General features: G+C 75.0%; 19 protein-coding genes. 6 read left to right on the forward strand and 13 right to left on the reverse strand.

Annotated elements, in window-relative coordinates:
* Window positions 1–10 precede the first annotated feature (10 nt).
* Window positions 11–322: a hypothetical protein gene (locus BM414_RS09915; protein ID WP_139245774.1), complete on the reverse strand. Its 312-nt coding sequence runs from the start codon at window positions 320–322 to the stop codon at window positions 11–13.
* Window positions 323–502: 180 nt separating this feature from the next.
* Between BM414_RS09915 and BM414_RS09920 the strand changes: the two genes are divergently transcribed.
* Window positions 503–1081: a YdeI/OmpD-associated family protein gene (locus tag BM414_RS09920; protein WP_093579260.1), complete on the forward strand. Its 579-nt coding sequence runs from the start codon at window positions 503–505 to the stop codon at window positions 1079–1081.
* On the opposite strand, the gene BM414_RS09925 is transcribed toward BM414_RS09920, so the two are convergent.
* From BM414_RS09925 to BM414_RS09940, 4 genes are all read right to left on the reverse strand, one after another.
* A complete protein-coding gene (locus BM414_RS09925; RefSeq protein ID WP_093579261.1) occupies window positions 1078–2562 on the reverse strand; it encodes an APC family permease in 1485 nt (494 codons plus the stop codon). The genes BM414_RS09920 and BM414_RS09925 overlap by 4 nt on opposite strands.
* 99 nt (window positions 2563–2661) lie before the next feature.
* Window positions 2662–3690 carry a C40 family peptidase gene (locus BM414_RS09930; protein WP_093579262.1) on the reverse strand — a complete coding sequence of 343 codons (1029 nt, stop codon included), beginning with the start codon at window positions 3688–3690 and terminating at the stop codon, window positions 2662–2664.
* Window positions 3691–3892: 202 nt separating this feature from the next.
* The gene (locus BM414_RS09935; protein ID WP_245784613.1) at window positions 3893–4342 is read right to left on the reverse strand and encodes a hypothetical protein; all 450 of its coding nucleotides are present in this window, start codon (window positions 4340–4342) and stop codon (window positions 3893–3895) included.
* Window positions 4343–4437: 95 nt separating this feature from the next.
* Window positions 4438–4740 (reverse strand): hypothetical protein, encoded by a 303-nt coding sequence (locus BM414_RS09940; protein ID WP_093579263.1) that lies wholly within the window; start codon window positions 4738–4740, stop codon window positions 4438–4440.
* 276 nt (window positions 4741–5016) lie between these two features.
* On the opposite strand from BM414_RS09940, the gene BM414_RS09945 reads away from it, so the two are divergent.
* Window positions 5017–5685: a hypothetical protein gene (locus tag BM414_RS09945; RefSeq protein ID WP_093579264.1), complete on the forward strand. Its 669-nt coding sequence runs from the start codon at window positions 5017–5019 to the stop codon at window positions 5683–5685.
* Window positions 5686–5728: 43 nt separating this feature from the next.
* Here BM414_RS09945 and BM414_RS09950 read toward each other — a convergent pair whose 3' ends face one another.
* From BM414_RS09950 to BM414_RS09960, 3 genes are all read right to left on the reverse strand, one after another.
* Window positions 5729–7447: a serine/threonine-protein kinase gene (locus BM414_RS09950; RefSeq protein WP_093579265.1), complete on the reverse strand. Its 1719-nt coding sequence runs from the start codon at window positions 7445–7447 to the stop codon at window positions 5729–5731.
* Between the two features lie 264 nt (window positions 7448–7711).
* Window positions 7712–9100, reverse strand: coding sequence for a metallopeptidase TldD-related protein (locus tag BM414_RS09955; RefSeq protein ID WP_093579266.1), 1389 nt, complete (start codon window positions 9098–9100; stop codon window positions 7712–7714).
* Window positions 9097–10608 (reverse strand): TldD/PmbA family protein, encoded by a 1512-nt coding sequence (locus BM414_RS09960; protein ID WP_093579267.1) that lies wholly within the window; start codon window positions 10606–10608, stop codon window positions 9097–9099. The genes BM414_RS09955 and BM414_RS09960 overlap by 4 nt, the downstream gene beginning before the upstream one ends.
* A 47-nt stretch (window positions 10609–10655) precedes the next feature.
* On the opposite strand from BM414_RS09960, the gene BM414_RS09965 reads away from it, so the two are divergent.
* Window positions 10656–11066, forward strand: a complete 411-nt coding sequence (locus BM414_RS09965; protein ID WP_093579268.1) for a hypothetical protein — start codon at window positions 10656–10658, stop codon at window positions 11064–11066.
* Between the two features lie 4 nt (window positions 11067–11070).
* Here the strand turns inward: BM414_RS09965 and BM414_RS09970 are convergent, their stop codons facing one another.
* Window positions 11071–11409, reverse strand: coding sequence for a UBP-type zinc finger domain-containing protein (locus tag BM414_RS09970; RefSeq protein WP_093579269.1), 339 nt, complete (start codon window positions 11407–11409; stop codon window positions 11071–11073).
* A 57-nt stretch (window positions 11410–11466) separates the two neighbouring features.
* Window positions 11467–11604, reverse strand: coding sequence for an SDR family oxidoreductase (locus BM414_RS30180; RefSeq protein ID WP_217644644.1), 138 nt, complete (start codon window positions 11602–11604; stop codon window positions 11467–11469).
* Window positions 11605–11685: 81 nt separating this feature from the next.
* Here BM414_RS30180 and BM414_RS30185 point away from each other — a divergent pair, with 81 nt between their 5' ends.
* Complete coding sequence (locus tag BM414_RS30185) at window positions 11686–11904, forward strand: MarR family winged helix-turn-helix transcriptional regulator (protein ID WP_217644645.1); 219 nt, start codon at window positions 11686–11688, stop codon at window positions 11902–11904.
* 16 nt (window positions 11905–11920) lie between these two features.
* Entirely contained in the window at window positions 11921–12724 is an 804-nt protein-coding gene (locus BM414_RS09980) for an MBL fold metallo-hydrolase (RefSeq protein WP_093579270.1), read from the forward strand.
* 31 nt (window positions 12725–12755) lie between these two features.
* Here the strand turns inward: BM414_RS09980 and BM414_RS09985 are convergent, their stop codons facing one another.
* Both BM414_RS09985 and BM414_RS09990 read right to left on the reverse strand, forming a co-directional pair.
* On the reverse strand, window positions 12756–13235 hold the full coding sequence (locus tag BM414_RS09985) for an SRPBCC family protein (protein ID WP_093579271.1): 480 nt from the start codon (window positions 13233–13235) through the stop codon (window positions 12756–12758).
* Window positions 13232–13618, reverse strand: coding sequence for an ArsR/SmtB family transcription factor (locus BM414_RS09990; RefSeq protein ID WP_093579272.1), 387 nt, complete (start codon window positions 13616–13618; stop codon window positions 13232–13234). Before BM414_RS09990 ends, BM414_RS09985 begins: the two co-directional genes overlap by 4 nt.
* Before the next feature lie 164 nt (window positions 13619–13782).
* On the opposite strand from BM414_RS09990, the gene BM414_RS09995 reads away from it, so the two are divergent.
* Complete coding sequence (locus BM414_RS09995) at window positions 13783–14010, forward strand: hypothetical protein (protein WP_093579273.1); 228 nt, start codon at window positions 13783–13785, stop codon at window positions 14008–14010.
* A 10-nt stretch (window positions 14011–14020) separates the two neighbouring features.
* Here BM414_RS09995 and BM414_RS10000 read toward each other — a convergent pair whose 3' ends face one another.
* Window positions 14021–15316, reverse strand: a complete 1296-nt coding sequence (locus BM414_RS10000) for an amidohydrolase family protein (protein ID WP_093579274.1) — start codon at window positions 15314–15316, stop codon at window positions 14021–14023.
* Window positions 15317–15385: the final 69 nt, after the last annotated feature.

Here is a 15385-nt window from a genome sequence, read left to right on the forward strand (position 1 = left end):
CGCGACTCCCTCAGGGCGTCCGGACGCTCCACCGGGCGAGGAACTCCTCCGGGTCCACCGACCCGAGCTCGTCCCGGATCGCGCCCAGCATCCGCCCCGGCGCGCCGGGGTCCTCGCTGGGCACGCGGAGGACCTCCGCCCCGTCGTCGCGACGGCGCACCACCACGTCGTGCACCGTCGGCGCGGGGACCAGGCCCTGCACGAGCTCCGCGGCGAAGGCGCCGGCGACCCGGATCCAGTGCCGGACCCGCCCGCCCGGACGCGGTTCGAGGTCGGCGACGTAGACCGCCGCGGCGCTCAGGTCACCCTCCGGGACTGCCATGCCGGGAGTGTGGCGCAGCCCGTGGGTCCTGCCCAGCATCCGGGGTGAAGACGTCCTCGATCCGGCAGCCGAAGAGCGCGGCGATGCGGAATGCGAGGGGGAGGCTGGGGTCGAAGCGGCCCGCACCCTTGACCGGACCGGGGGTGGACCGCCGGGAGCCGCGCCGCGAGGATCCCCGGCGTGACGCTGCCGACCGACCTCCCGGTGCTCGCCTTCCCCGACCAGGCCGCCTTCGAGGAGTGGCTGGAGGCCGAGCACGCCACCGCGCCCGGCTGCTACGTGAAGCTGGCCAAGAAGGGCGCCGGCGTGCCGTCGGTGACACGGGACGAGATGGTCGAGTCGCTGCTGTGCTTCGGCTGGATCGACGGCCGCAGCAACTCCGTGGACGAGCACTGGTGGCTCACCCGCGTGACCCCGCGGCGGCCGCGCAGCGTGTGGTCACGCAAGAACGTCGGCATTGTCGGGGAGCTCACCGCCGCCGGCCGGATGCGCCCCGCGGGGATCGCCCAGGTCGAGGCGGCGCGGGCCGACGGCCGCTGGGACCGCGCCTACGCCGGCCCCGCCACCATCACCGTCCCCGACGACCTCGCCGCCGCGCTGGCCGCCGAGCCCGCCGCACAGCAGGCGTTCGCGGGGCTCGACGGCACCAACCGCTACGCCGTCCTCTGGCGGGTGCACACCGCGGCCACCCCGGCCACGCGGGCCAAGCGGATCGCCGCCCTCGTCGCCAAGCTGGCGGAGGGCGGACGACTCCACTAGGGGGCCAGGGGGTCGGTGTCCTCGGGGGCCACGCCGGGCCGCTCGCACCAGAAGCGGGCGTCGCGCCACCGCCACAGCAGCATCAGCACGATGCCGGTCAGCATGATGCCGACGCCGATCACCAGCGGCGGCCCGAGGCCGAACCAGGCCTGGCCGGTGTAGCTGTTCTCCGGATCGGCGAGGTCGCGGACCGAGAGCACCAGCAGCCAGGCCAGCATCCCGGCCCCGACGAGCGGGCCGGCGCCCAGCAGCAGCGCGTCGCGCACGCTGCGCACCAGGCGGCGGCGGAAGTACCAGGCGCAGGCCAGCCCGGTCAGCGCGTAGTACAGCGCGATGAGCAGCGACAGCGCCGTGATCGAGTCGAACAGCGCGTTCTCGCTCACCAGGTGCACGCCGACGTACCAGGCGACCGCCACGCCGGCGACCCACCAGGTGGAGACGTCCGGCGTGCGGAACCGCTCGGACACCGACCCGAAGCGCGCCGGCAGCGCCACCCGCCGCGCCATCGACAGGCCGGTGCGGGAGGCCGGGATGATCGTCGTCTGCGTGGAGGCGATCGCCGAGGTGGCGACGGCGGCCAGCACCACCCAGTCCCAGCCGCCCAGCGCCTGCGTGGACAGCAGGGCGAACACCGCCTCCTCCTCGTCGGCGTTGTCCGCCAGCCACGCCGTCCCGGCGAAGGAGACGACGGCGACCGCGACGCCGACGTAGGTGAGCAGCAGGACGACCGTGGAGAGCACGCCGGCGCGTCCCGGCGCGGTGCGCGAGTCGGTGGTCTCCTCCGTCAGGTTGATCGCCGACTCCCAGCCCCAGTAGGCGAAGACGCCCAGGAGCAGGCCGCCGGTGAGCGCGGCGCCGCCGGAGCCGAACGGGTCCAGCCACTCCCACGACGGCGTCAGCCCGCCGAACGGCGAGTCGCCCCGGATCCCGCGCACCAGCGCGACGACGGCGAAGACGAGCAGCGCGACGGTCTGGGCGAGGATCAGCGCGTTCTGCAGCCGCGCGGAGATCTCGGTGCCCAGCACGCAGATCGCCGACATGACGACGACGAGCACCACGCTGAGCGCGACGACCGCGGGCGTGGAGTCGGCCAGGGCGTCGAGACCCAGCACGAGCAGGGTGAACCGGACGCCGACCTCGGCCAGCGACCCGACCACCAGGACCCCGGTCATCGTGATCGCCCAGCCGCCGATCCAGCCCGCCGTCGGGCCGAAGGCGCGGGTCACCCACGAGAAGGTCGTCCCGCAGTCGGGGTCGACGCGGTTGAGCGCGGCGAACGCCCCGGCGATGAGCACCATCGGGACGAACGACGCCAGCATCACGCCGGGCGCGTGCACCCCGACCAGCGCGACGACGGGGCCGATGACCGCGGCCAGCGAGTAGGCCGGCGAGGTCGCGGCCAGGCCGATGACGAGGGAGTCGAGGAAGCCGATCGCCCCGGGCCGCAGCGCGGGTTCCTCTCGCGGCAGTGCCCGGGTCACGGGGGGCAACGGTACGACGCGCGGAGGTGCGCAGCGCGCCGGACGCCTACAGCCGCTCGCCGCGGGCCTGCGAGTGGTGGAGGGGGACGGGGTCCGTGGTCAGGCGACGCGGACGGCGCCGCGGTACCCGGCCTGGTCGACGCTGGTCACCGCGACCGGCTGGCCGAAGGTGCGGGCGTGCACCATCTTGCCGTCGCCGATGTAGAGGCCCACGTGGCTCACCGGTGAGTAGAAGTAGACGATGTCGCCCGGCACGAGGTCCGCACGGGAGACCGGGGTCCCCATCGTCGACTGCGCCTTGCTGGAGTGGGGCAGCGAGATGCCGGCGGCGGCGTAGGCGTACTGGGTCAGGCCCGAGCAGTCGAACCCGTCGGGCCCCGACGCGCCCCACACGTAGGGGTCGCCGATCTGCCCCAGCGCCGTCTGGACGGCGGTCGCGGCGGCGGGGCCGGGAGCGGCGGCTGCCGCGACCGCGGCCGACGGCGCCTCGAGCACGGGGCCGGCCAGCGCGGTGGTGACCCGGACCTGCTCGGCCGCCGTCAGCCGGGCGAACTCGGCCTCGTACTCGTCGGCCTGCGCCTGCACCTGCGCCTGCTGCTCGTGCAGGGCGCCCAGCGCGGCGGCGGCCTCGGCGGCCGCGGCGTCGGCGTCGGTGCGGGCCTGCTCGGCCTGGGTCTGCGCGACGGACACCTCGGCGAGGACGCCGTCGGTGTGGTCGGCGATCAGGTCCAGCATGGTCATCTGCGCGACGAGGTCGTCGGCGGACTCGCTGCCCAGGAAGGCGGCCACCCGGGACTGGGTACTGCCGGTGTAGCCGTTCTGCGCGATGGCGCGGATGGCGGGGGCGTACTGCGCCAGCGTGGCCTCGGCGGCGTCGGCGGCCGCGTCGGCGGCGGCGGCGGCCTGCTGCTGCGCAGCGACGGCGAGCTCGGCCTGGTGCACCTGCTCGTCGAGGGCGGTGAGCTGCTGGGCGGTCCGCTCGACGAGCTCCGCGGCCTCCTCGGCGGTCGCCGGCGGGTCCGAGGGCGCCGCGGAGGCGGGGACGGGGGCCAGCAGGACGGCGGTGAGACCGGCCGCCGCCACGACGGCACCCGACCAGCGGCGTCCCGACGTCCGGTTGCGCAGCACGATCGCCCTCCCCCTGCCGCCCGACGGCGACGTCCCTGGATGTCCGTACGGACCGTAGGGAGGTGATCACCGAGGAGGATGGGCGGCGCGCGGACGTCCGTGACGCGTGGGATCCCACGCGTCACGCTCGTCCCGAGCGCCCCAGGCACCCCGTCGCGGGGGTGGTCCTGTCGGTACCGGGATGCGTCAGCAGCGGGTCGCGTCAGTAGCGGCCGCGGCGGTCGGGTGCCAGTGGCACCAGCGCGTCGGCGACCGCGCCGGTGACGAACGAGTAGACGGCCTTGCCCGCGACGTCGACGACCTGGTCCTGGCGCGACCAGGTCCACGGAGGGGCACCGACGCCGGTCGCGTTCTCCAGGGTCTGGTCGGTGGCCAGCCGGACGGAGGTGTGCCAGGCCGAGGCCCGCCAGCCGCGCAGGCCGCTGGCGCTCCAGATGCCGCGCAGCGCGCCGACCGTCGCACCGGTACCCCAGTGCATGAGGTGGTTGCGGAGGAACGGCCGCTCGGATCCCGGTGGACGGCGTCGCGTGACCAGCGCGGTGAGCGTGCGGGCCGGCACGTAGGAGTCCGGGCGGCCGGTCACCTGCTGCTCGACCTTCTCCGCCAGTGTCATCGCCGCGGTGCCGGCGAGTCCCGCCAGTGCACCGCGCATCGCCGCTCGTCCCAGCATGAGCGGCCGGGTACCCCGCGGGGCGGGCACCGAACGGTGCCCGCCCCGCGGGATGTGTCGCCCTGCGCCGAGGACCCTCAGCCGGCGAGCGGCTCCTGGGCGTCGAGGCCGGCCATGCTCTCCAGGTCACGCACCACCGAGGACAGCTCGTCGGCGGTCCACGGCTCGCAGCAGTCGCAACCGTCCTCGTGGAAGCAGCGCAGGCCGAGGGTGCCGCCGGACTGGTCCTCGTCGATGGCGAGGTGCCCGTTCATCGGCGAGCGGTGACAGGGGCAGGAGGAGGCGCACAGCCCGATGCCCCACCCGGAGACGACGACCGTCCGTCCGTCGTCCCAGATCTGGCCCACCTGGAAGACGGCGGGCTTCTGCGTGCGGGTCATGGCCTGCTCCCCTCGACGCCCCCGTCCGCGGGGGTCTGCTGCGGTTGGCCGGAAAAGTAGTCCGAGAACCGTGTTCGAGTGGAGATGCCGTGCGGTACGGATGCGCGTTTCAGATCTGGAGTCACAGGCGCCCCACGCGTGACCCTGCGCCGGGTGGCGACCGCACGGCTCGAGCGCGGTCATAACGGAACGGCAGCACTCGGGCACACGCCGCACGACCGAGGGCCCGCGGTGCCCTACTCTCTCGCCGGATCAACCGGGCTGACGGGGGCACACGTGACTGGACGGATCGGGTTCATCCGCACGCTGGGCGCGGCGCTGGCGGCGACAGGCGTGGCGGCGACGGGCGCCTGCGGCGGAGGGACGTCCTCCTTCGCGGCGGACACGAGCAGTCCAGCGCCGACCACCACCGAGGAGCCTGCGGCGAGCACCACGGCGGCGACCACGACCGCGTCCACCACGACGCCGTCCACCGCGTCGACCACCGGCGCCACCAGCACGACGGGAGGTCCTCTGGGTACCGACGACGCCGGCCGCCGCCTCACCCTGCGCGACTTCTTCTCCCCGGCCTCCTCCTGGGAGGAGCAGCGCTACGACGTCGCGGGCCAGCAGGACGTCCAGGGCATCGCGAACGAGGTGTCCACCTGCTATGGCGCCAATGCCGAGGACGGGCTGGAACTGCGCCTCGGCAACAACTTCGACACCCTCGAGTTCTCCGTCGCGCAGGCCGACGACTCGCGCAGCTCCGACCAGGAGCTCACCGTGCAGGTCCTCGCCAACAACGAGCAGGTCGAGGTCCGGAACGTGCCGTTCAACCAGGTGCAGGACTTCAGCATCCCGGTCACCGGCGTCAACGCGCTCAAGATCCAGCTGGCCCTCGACGACCGCGACCCCGACTGCAGCGGCGCGGTCACCGCAGTCCTCACCGACGCCGAGGTGAGCTGACCTGGTGCTCTGACCGCGGCCGAGCTGCCCCGGCGGTCGCCCGTCAGCCCGCCGCCTCGATCGGCAGCGCGTCGGCGCCGAGCCCCCGCAGCGACCCGACCAGCACGTTCTCTCCTCGCACCTCCACGACGCAGCCGGTGTCCTCCGGGAGGAACCGCAGTTCCGCGTCGACCTGGTCGAAGGGACGGCCGAGGTAGGCGCCTGCGCGGGCGCGGCAGTCGAGGGTCTCCCCCGCGGCGGCCTCGGCGACCACCTCGGTCGTGTGGGGGGCGCCGCAGGACACCTCACGGCCGGCCCGGTCACCGCAGCGCCGCCAGGCGTCGTCCGTGCTCCCGAGGAGCACGTCCCGCGCCGGGCCGGGAGAGGCGTCCGCCGGCACGTCGACGACGCAGACCGGCGCCCCGCCGACCGTCCGTGTCACCGGTGCCACCGAGCTGCGGAGCACGTCCTCACCGGCCACCCCGCCCAGGTGGGCGAGCAGCACCTCGGCGTCGCAGGTGCCGTCGGTGGCGATGACCTCCGCCGCGTGCGCGACGTCGCACGAGGTCGCCGCTCCGCCGGCGTCCAGGCACGTCCCGACCGCAGGTGCCGGAGGTGGAGCCGCGGGCCCACCTCCCGCCGTCTCCCCGCTCGCGCCGTCGCCTCCTCCGGCGGAGGTGCCGACGGACGCCGTCGGCGATGCGCCGGTACCGGTCCCGGACGCTCCGTCGGAGCCGGACCACACGACCCAGCCGATGCCCCCGGCGGCGGCCAGTACCAGCGCGAGGGCGGCGAGCACCGCCGCCCTCCGGCGACGCCGGGGGCGCTCCCGCCCAGCTTCGGCGGCGAACTCCCGCCCGCGCACCCCGGACGGGAGCGCCCGGGCGGGCTCGGGCGAGGTACCGGCAGCAGGATCCGGCGGCGGAGGCGCGGGGGTCGTCCCGACGATGGTCTCGGGCGCCCGCTGCAGGGCCGCCCGAGCGGCGGCGGCGAGCGCCCCCGCCGTCGCGAAGCGCGCGCCGGGGTCCTTGGCCATGGCGCGCACGCACACCTCGGCCAGAGCCGGCGGCAGGCCGGGACGGAGACCACGCGGGTCGGGCACCGGGCCGTGCAGTGCGGCGTAGGTCAGGACGAGCGGATCGGCCGCGTCGAACGCTCGGCGGCCCGTCAGCAGCTCGAACAGGACCGCGCCCAGCGCGTACACGTCCACCCGCCGGTCCACCGGCACACCCGACAGTTGCTCCGGCGCGGCGTAGGCGTAGGTGAGCACCGCCTCCCCGGTCCGCGTCAGACCGGCGGCGGCGAGGTCGCGGGCGATGCCGAAGTCGGTGACGACGGCCCGCTCCGACGGCGTCCCCTCGTCCCGGAGGAGGACGTTCGCCGGCTTGACGTCCCGGTGCACCAGACCCTGGTCGTGCGCGTGGTCGAGGCCGGCCGCGACCCCTTCCACGACGGCGACCGCCCGCTCGGGGCGGAGTGGCCCCTGCGCGGCGAGGACGGCGTCGAGGTCTGGTCCTGGCACGAGGTCCATGACCATGAAGACGACGCCCTGGTCCTCACCGCGGTCGCGCACCCCGGCGACGTTCGGGTGGTCGAGCCGGCTGAGGAGCTCCGCCTCGCGCGCGAAGCGGGCACGGAACTCGGGGCTGGCTGCGTACGCGGGACCGAGCACCTTGAGCGCGACGTCCTTCGGCAGGTTCGGGTGGCGGGCGAGGTACACCGACCCCATGCCGCCGGCGCCGAGTCGGCGCACGACCTCGTAGCCGCCGATGCGTGCGCCCACCGGTAGATCCACGACACCCCCGCCGTCCCCCGGCCTCTGCGGGCCGCCCGGAAGGGTAGCGACCGGAGGACCGCCACGGGTGCGGCTCGACGACGCGGACCCCGGACCAGGACGCGGCCGACCCCAGGGACGGTCACCGGCCAGGAGTGCGGGGTGACCGGCACGCTCCTGCGGTGTCGCGCGTGGTCCTGCGGCGCTGCAGGACCGCAGGAGCGAGCGGGACACCGCAGGAGCACCGTCGCTACCAGGGCCTGCCCGCGCCCGTCAGCTGGCCGGGGACACCGAGCTCATGTTGAAGTCCGGCACGCGCACCGGGGGCATGGCGGCGCGGGTGAACCAGTCGTTCCACTCGCGCGGCAGCGTCCGCTCGGTGCGCCCGACCTCGTTGATGCGGCCGAGCAAGTCCACCGGCGACTCGTTCCACCGGAAGTTGTTCACCGCGCCGGTCACCTCGCCGCCCTCGACGAGGAAGACGCCGTCGCGGGTCAGGCCGGTCAGTAGCAGGGTCTGCGGGTCGACCTCGCGGATGTACCAGAGCGTGGTCAGCAGCAGCCCGCGCTCGGTGGCGGCCACCATCTCGTCCTGCGTGGCGGTCGCCGTCGGCTCCTCGAGCAACAGGTTGTCGACGGCGGCCACCGCGGGCGCCGTGGTCTTGAGGGCCCAGGCGCGCGGCCGGATCAGGTTGGTGAGCACCCCGCCGGAGATCCAGTCGACGGCGGGCGTGGCCATGCCGTTGTCGAACACGCTGGCCGAGCCCGACGAGCTGCCCACCACCTGGAACGGCGCGGTCTCCAGCCCCGGTGCGGCGGGGTCGCTGCGCAGCGTCAGCGGCAGCTCGGACAGCCGGTCGCCGATGCGGTTGCCGCCACCCTTGCGCGCGTAGACGTTGCGGCCCTCGTCGGCGTCGCGGGCCTCCATCGTCCAGTACGCGTAGATCATCAGGTCGCTCACCGCCGACGGTGGCAACAGCGTCTCGTAGCGGCCGGCCGGCAGGTCGACGCGCCGCTGCGACCAGCCGAGCTTGCGCTCGACGTCGGCGGCGAGGTCGGCCACCGACACGTCGCGGAAGTCGCGGGTCCCGACGCCGGCCCACACCGACCGCGAGTAGTCGGTGCTCTTGCCGTTGAGCTCCACGCGGCCGGCGGGCTGGTCGGTGCGCAGCCGCAGGCCGGTCGAGGTGCCCAGGTACGTCGTCGTCAGGGAGTGCTCGGCGTAGCCGAACAGCAGGTCGCCCCGGTCGCGGGCGGCGCCGAAGGCCGCACCGAGGGCCGGCGCGAAGTCGGCGAACACCTCGATGGAGGTCTCGGCGGGGTCCGCGTCCCAGTCCCCCGCGCCCGGCGGCGCCTCCGACACCAGCGGCACGGCGTCCTCGGCCGGTCCGGCGTCACGGGCGGCCTGCTCGCTGGCCGCGACGAGCGCGGCGACGTCGGGCGTGCCGGTCCGCGCGACCGTCCCTGTGGCCATGCCCGACCCGCCGTCGACGAACGAGACGACGACGACCTGACGCGAGCGCATCGCCCCGTTCGTGGTCAGGCTGTTCGACGCCCACCGCAGGTTGGCCTCGGTGCTCTCGACGACGTAGACGACGCACCCGTCGGCGGCCGAGGCCGCCAGCGCCTTCTCCACGAGCTGCTGCGCGCTGTGGTGGGTCATCGCCCGCCCTCCTGCACCGTGTTGAGGATGGTGACGCCCTCGAAGAGCGCCGCCGGGCAGCCGTGGCTCACCGGCGCGACCTGCCCGGGCTGGGCCTTGCCGCAGTTGAACGCCCCGCCGAGGCGGTGGGTCGAGGGCCCGCCGACGGCGCGCATCGAGCCCCAGAAGTCCGTCGTCGTGGCCTGGTAGGCGACGTCGCGCAGCTGACCGGCCAGCTTCCCGCCCTCGATCCGGTGGAAGCGCTGGCCGGTGAACTGGAAGTTGTAGCGCTGCATGTCGATCGACCAGCTCTTGTCGCCGACGACGTAGATGCCGCGCTCCACCCCGCCGATCAGCCCGTCGAGGTCGGGGCCGTCCGGTGCCGGCTGCAGCGACACGTTGGCCATGCGCTGCACCGGCACGTGCCGTGGGGAGTCGGCGAACGCGCAGCCGTTGGACCGGGCCATCCCGCCGAGGCGCGCGGTGTTGCGGTCGACCTGGTAGCCCACCAGCACGCCGTCGCGGACGATGTCCCACTGCTGGGCCTCGACGCCCTCGTCGTCCCAGCCGATGGTCGACAGGCCGTGCTCGACCGTGCGGTCACCGGTGACGTGCATGAGCTCCGAGCCGTACCGCAGGCTCCCGAGGCCGTCGACCGTGGCGAACGACGTGCCGGCGTAGGCGGCCTCGTAGCCCAGCGCCCGGTCCAGCTCGGTGGCGTGCCCGACCGACTCGTGGATGGTCAGCCACAGGTTGGACGGGTCGACGACCAGGTCGTACCGGCCCGGCTCGACCGACGGCGCCTTCGTCTTCTCCCGCAGCAGCTCGGGGACCTGCGCCAGCTCGCCGTCCCAGTCGTACCGCCCGTCGGTGAGGTACTCCCAGCCGCGGCCCACCGGCGGCGCGAGCGTCCGCATGCTCTCGAAGGCACCCGTCGACCGGTCGACGGTGAGCGCGGTGAACTCCGGGGAGATGCGCACCCGCTGCTGGCGGGTCCGGGTGCCGGCGGTGTCGGCGTAGTACTTCTGCTCCTTGACGTGCATGCAGCCCGACTGCACGTGCTCCACGCCGTCGGCGGCCATCAGGCGCTCGGACAGCTCGGTGAGCAGCGTCGTCTTGTCCGCGTCGGGCACGTCGAACGGGTCGACCTCGTAGGCCGACACCCAGCTGCCCTCGTGCGGCGCCTCGGGCGCGAGCTCGACCCGGTCGCTGGCGACCGCCGCCGACACCTTCGCGACGGCGACCGCCTGCTCGGCCAGCCGCACCGCCTCGGCCGCGGTGAGGACGACGCCGGCGGCGAACCCCCAGGTGCCCTCGTGCACCACGCGGACGGCCAGGCCGAGGTCCTCGCCGTCGGCCAGCGCCTCGAGCCGGGCGTCGCGCAGGCTGATCGACTGGGTGCGGATGCGCTCCACCCGGAGGTCGGCGTGCTCGCAGCCGAGGTCGACCGCGCGGGTCAGCGCCGCCTCGGTGAGCGCGGACAGGGGCAGGGCGAGGAAGGACTCGTCGACGTCCCGGGGCTGCACCATCGCCCCTGTCTACCAGTCCCCCTCCCCGCGCCTGCCACGATCCGCGCGTGCCCCTGACCTCCGTGCGCGCGTCCCGCCGCGACCTCGCCGCCGCTCTCGCCGTCGTCGTGGTGGTCCTCGCGGTGTCGGCCGGGATCGCCGCCCTGGCGCTCGCCCTCGCGCGGGGCGTGGTCCCCCTGGGCGGCAGCTCGTATCAGACCGAGTTCATCAGCCCCTGGTGGTGGCTGGCCTTCCTCCTCGTGCCGGTGCCCGCCGTCGTCGCACGGACCCGCGCGGCGACGGCGGCCGCCGCGACCGCGGCGCTGGTCGTGCCGCAGTTCGCCGCGGCCGCCGTCGTGGTCGGGCGCTACCGGTCCTCGGGGTGGGGCGACGGCCTCGAGGTGTTCGCCTACGCCCACCCGCTGCTGCTGACCCTGGTCACCGGCACCGTGGTCGCCCTCGTGCGCCGGCGGGCCTGACCGCTCAGTGCAGGTGACGCTGCCAGTCGGCGGGCACCCGCCCGGCCGGCCCCGGTGCCGGCTGGGCGATCGGGTGCGAGGTCGGCGGTGCGAGCTGCAGGCCCTCGCCGAACTGCTCGGCGGCGTAGTCCCAGGACCAGTCCTCGCCGGGCTCGTAGCTCTGCGCGATCCGGTGCCCGGTGTCCGCGGCGTGCGCGGAGGCGTGCTGGGACGGCGAGGAGTCGCAGCAGCCCACGTGGCCGCAGGCGGCGCAGCGGCGCAGGTGGAACCACCAGCCACCGGTGGCGTCGCACTCGACGCACCCGCTGCCGCTGGGCGGGACGTTCGGGTCGATCTGGCTCATCGGGTCCTCCTCGGGTCGTGCGGTGCGAAGGCGGTGCGGGTGCGGTGCGGGTGCGGCTCAGACCTGGTCCTGGCCGCCGTCGAGCACGAGTTCGTTCCCGGTCATGGAACTGCTCTGGTCCGACGCGAGGAAGAGCGCACCGGCCGCGATCTCCTCGGGGCGGGCCAGCCGGCGCAGCGGGATGCCGGCCGCCATCCCCTCGACCAGCGCGTCGGCCGCCGCCGCGTCGGGGGCCAGGCCCGGCAGCCCCGGCGTCGCCGTCGAACCGGGGACCGGGTGTTCACCCGGATGCCGCGGCCGGCCGACCTCGCGACCCGCACCGCCTGGGAGCGCAGCCGGCTGTCCCACCACCTGGAGCGGATGAGCGGGCGCGGCCTGGTCGAGCGGACGCCGTCGGAGTCCGACCGCAGGGCCACCGACGCCGTCCTCACCGACGCGGGGCTGGCCGCTCGGCAGCACCAGCACCGCCTGCCGGGGTTGCAGACCGACGGCTGACGGGTAGCGCCGCGCCATGGCCGGTCCCGGGGACGACGTCACCCTCACGTTCGGCGGCAACGCGACGACGCTGCTGCGGCTGGGCGGCTTCACGCTGCTCACCGACCCGAACTTCATCGGGCGGGGGCAGCGCGTCTACCTCGGCAAGGGGCTGTGGACCAAGCGCCTGACCGACCCGGCGATCCTGCCCGACGACCTGCCCGACCTCGACGCCGTCCTGCTCTCGCACCTGCACGGCGACCACTGGGACCGCATCGCCTACGCGACCATCGACCGCGAGACGCCCGTCGTCACCACCCAGGCCGCGGCGCGGGCGCTGTCCTCCCGCGGGTTCCGGGCCACGGCGGACCTGCGCCCCTGGCAGGTGCACGAGATCGGCGGGGACGGCGAGACGCTGCGGATCACCTCGGTGCCCGGCGTGCACGGCCCCGGACCGCTGGCGAAGGTGCTGCCGCCGGTGATGGGCAGCGTGCTGGAGCTGTTCCGCGGCGGCGACGTGACCTGGCGGGGCTACGTCACCGGGGACACGCTCTACCGCCCGTGGCTGGGCGAGGTGCTGCAGCGCTGCGGCCCGCTGGACACCGTGATCGCGCACCTCGGCGGGACGAAGGCGCTCGGGATCACCGTCACCATGGACGGCCGGCAGGGCGCCGACCTGGTGGAGCTGCTGAAGCCGCCGGTCACCGTGCCCGTGCACTACGACGACTACGACCGGTTCGCCTCGCCGCTCGGCGACTTCGTGCGCGAGGTCGCCGAGCGGCGGGTGCCCGGGGAGCTGCGGACCGTCTCGCGCGGGGAGACGATCTCGCTGCGCGCCTGACCCAGCGCGCCGGCACCTCGTGCAGGCGCGCTCAGCGGGCCAGCACCTCGTCGAGCCGCTCGTAGCCCTGCACGACGCCGACCTCCATCCCGCTGGCGAGCATCGCGTCGCGGTCGGCGAAGGAGTCGCACAGCGAGGTGGTCGTCAACCGGGTGCGGCCGTCACCGAGGTCCTCCAGGACGAGCTTCTCCAGCGCGACGCCGTCGGGCATGCCCTCGAACGTGAAGGTCTGCACGATCAGCTCGTCCGGGCGGACGTCGTGGAAGCAGCCGCGGAAGGCGTACTCGCCGTTCGCGTCGCTGTGCACGTAGCGGTACGAGCCGCCGGGCCGGCAGTCGTAGTGGTCGATCCGCATCTCCAGCCCCCGCGGGCCGAGCCACTGCACGACCAGGTCCGGGTCGGTGTGCGCGCGGAACACCCTGCTCGGCGCCGCGTCGAACTCGCGGGTGATGCGGATGAGCGGGACCTCGGGGTCGGCCTCGATGCGGGTCTCACGGGTGGCGGTGCTCATGACGGGCTCTCCTCCTGTGCGGTGGGTGGGGCGTCGCTGGCGGGGTGGATGGGGGAGACATCGTCCGGCATGGACCGGAGGACGTCGTCGAGGCGGCGGTAGCGCTCCTCGGCCTGGCGCCGGTAGCGCTCGATCCACTTGGTCATCAGGTCGAACACCTCCGCCTCCAGGTGGACCGGACGGCGCTGGGCCTCCCGGCTCCGGCTGACCAGGCCGGCGTCCTCGAGCACCCGCAGGTGCTTGGAGACCGCCTGCACGGTCACGTCGTACGGGGCGGCGAGCTCGCCGACCGTTGCGTCACCGACCGCGAGCCGGGCGACCATGTCGCGCCGGGTCGGGTCGGCCAGCGCCGCGAACACCCGGGAGAGCGGGTCTGCCGCCACCGTCGGCCTCCTTCGTCAACCTGCTGGTTGAACAAGACGGTAGGACGGTCTCCGACCCTTGTCAACTGGTCGGTTGAAGATCCCAGGAGCCCGGCGGTGAGGCCGGCGGCGGCGAGGACCTGCTGCTCGCGCTCGTACTCGTAGCCGAACCGCCGGCTCGACTCGTGGTCGGCGGCGACGACGACGGCAGCGTGCGCGCGGACATGGCGCTGGCCTCCGACACGCGCCTGCCCGCGGCCTGCACGCCCCTGCCGCAGCCCGGCATGCCCTGGGACGGCGGCGGCCCGTGGCCCGACCTCACCGGCGAGCAGGCGCTGCTGTGCGAGGGCTGGGTGACCGTCGTCGTCGACGGCCACCTCTACACCTGGACCGGCCCCGACCCGCAGGCCTGAGCGGGCGCCGTCAGCCGGCCAGCCGGGCCGCGCGCTCGGCGACCTCGGTGCGCAGCGCTCCGGCGTCGACGGTGGTCACCGCGCCGTCGGCGACCACCTGCCGGCCGCCCACCCACACGTCGCGGACCAGCCGCGAGGCGCCGGACCAGACGAGGTGGGTGAGCAGGTCGGCGTCGTCCCCGACCGGCTCGAAGCCGAGGTCGCGGGTGTCGACGTGCACCAGGTCGGCCCGCCGGCCGGCCTCGACCTGTCCCAGGTCCGGGCGGCCGATCGCCGCGGCGGCCCCGCCCGTGGCCAGCCAGAACGCCTCCGCGGCGGTCAGCGCGGTGGCCGAGGACTCGCGCAGCCGGGCCAGCCCCGCCGCCAGGCGCACGTCGGCGAGCAGGTCCAGCCCGTCGTTGGAGGCCGGCCCGTCGGTGCCCAGCCCCAGCCGGATGCCGCGATCGAGCATGTCCCGCACCCGCGCGATCCCGCTGGCGAGCTTGGCGTTGCTGGCCGGGCAGTGCGCGACGGCGACGTCGTACTCGGCCCACAGCTCCAGGTCGCCGTCGTCCATGTGCACGCAGTGCGCGGCCAGCACGCGCCCACCCAGGACGTCGTGCGCGGCCAGCAGCGAGGGCACCGACAGGCCGTGCGCGGCGAGCAGGTCGGCGCCCTCGCCGGCGGTCTCGGCCACGTGCAGGTGCAGCAGCAGCCCGTGCTCGCGGCAGAGCTCGGCGGCGCGGCGCAGCAGGGGCAGCGGGACGGTGTAGGCCGCGTGCGGGCCCAGGCCGTACTCGACGGTGCCCTCGTCGTCGGCACCGGCGGCCAGGTCGACCGCGGCGGCCATCTGCTCCTCCAGCGGAGGCATGCCCGGCAGCGGCACCATCGGCGCGGCGATCACCGCGCGGGCGCCGGTGGCCCCGACCGCCGCGGCGATCCGCGCCGGCGCGAAGTACATCTCGACGCTGGTGGTGACCCCGCCGCGCAGCATCTCCGCCGAGGCGGCGGTCATGGCGACCTCGACGTCGTCGTCGGTCAGCCGTGCCTCCCGCGGCCACATCACCTCGCGCAGCCAGCGGTCCAGCGGCAGCCCCTCGCCCTGGCCGCGGAACAGCACCATCGGCGCGTGCGAGTGGGCGTTCACCAGCCCCGGCGTGAGCAGACCGGGCAGCGCCACGACCTCGGCGTCCCCGGCCGGCGGGGCGTCGGCGGCGGGCCCGGCCCACGAGATCCGCCCGTCCTCGACGTCCACGACGGCGTCCGGGACGACGGTGCCCGCCCGGTCCCCCACGACGACGGCCCGGGCGGTGAGGCGCTGACGCATGGCGGCACGCTAGCCCCATCCGCCCCGGCCGTCCGGGCGACGTGCAGGCAGCGCACAGGGGCCGCCCGT

Origin of the sequence: Geodermatophilus amargosae, from assembly GCF_900116515.1 — a bacterium.
Classification (GTDB): domain Bacteria; phylum Actinomycetota; class Actinomycetes; order Mycobacteriales; family Geodermatophilaceae; genus Geodermatophilus; species Geodermatophilus amargosae.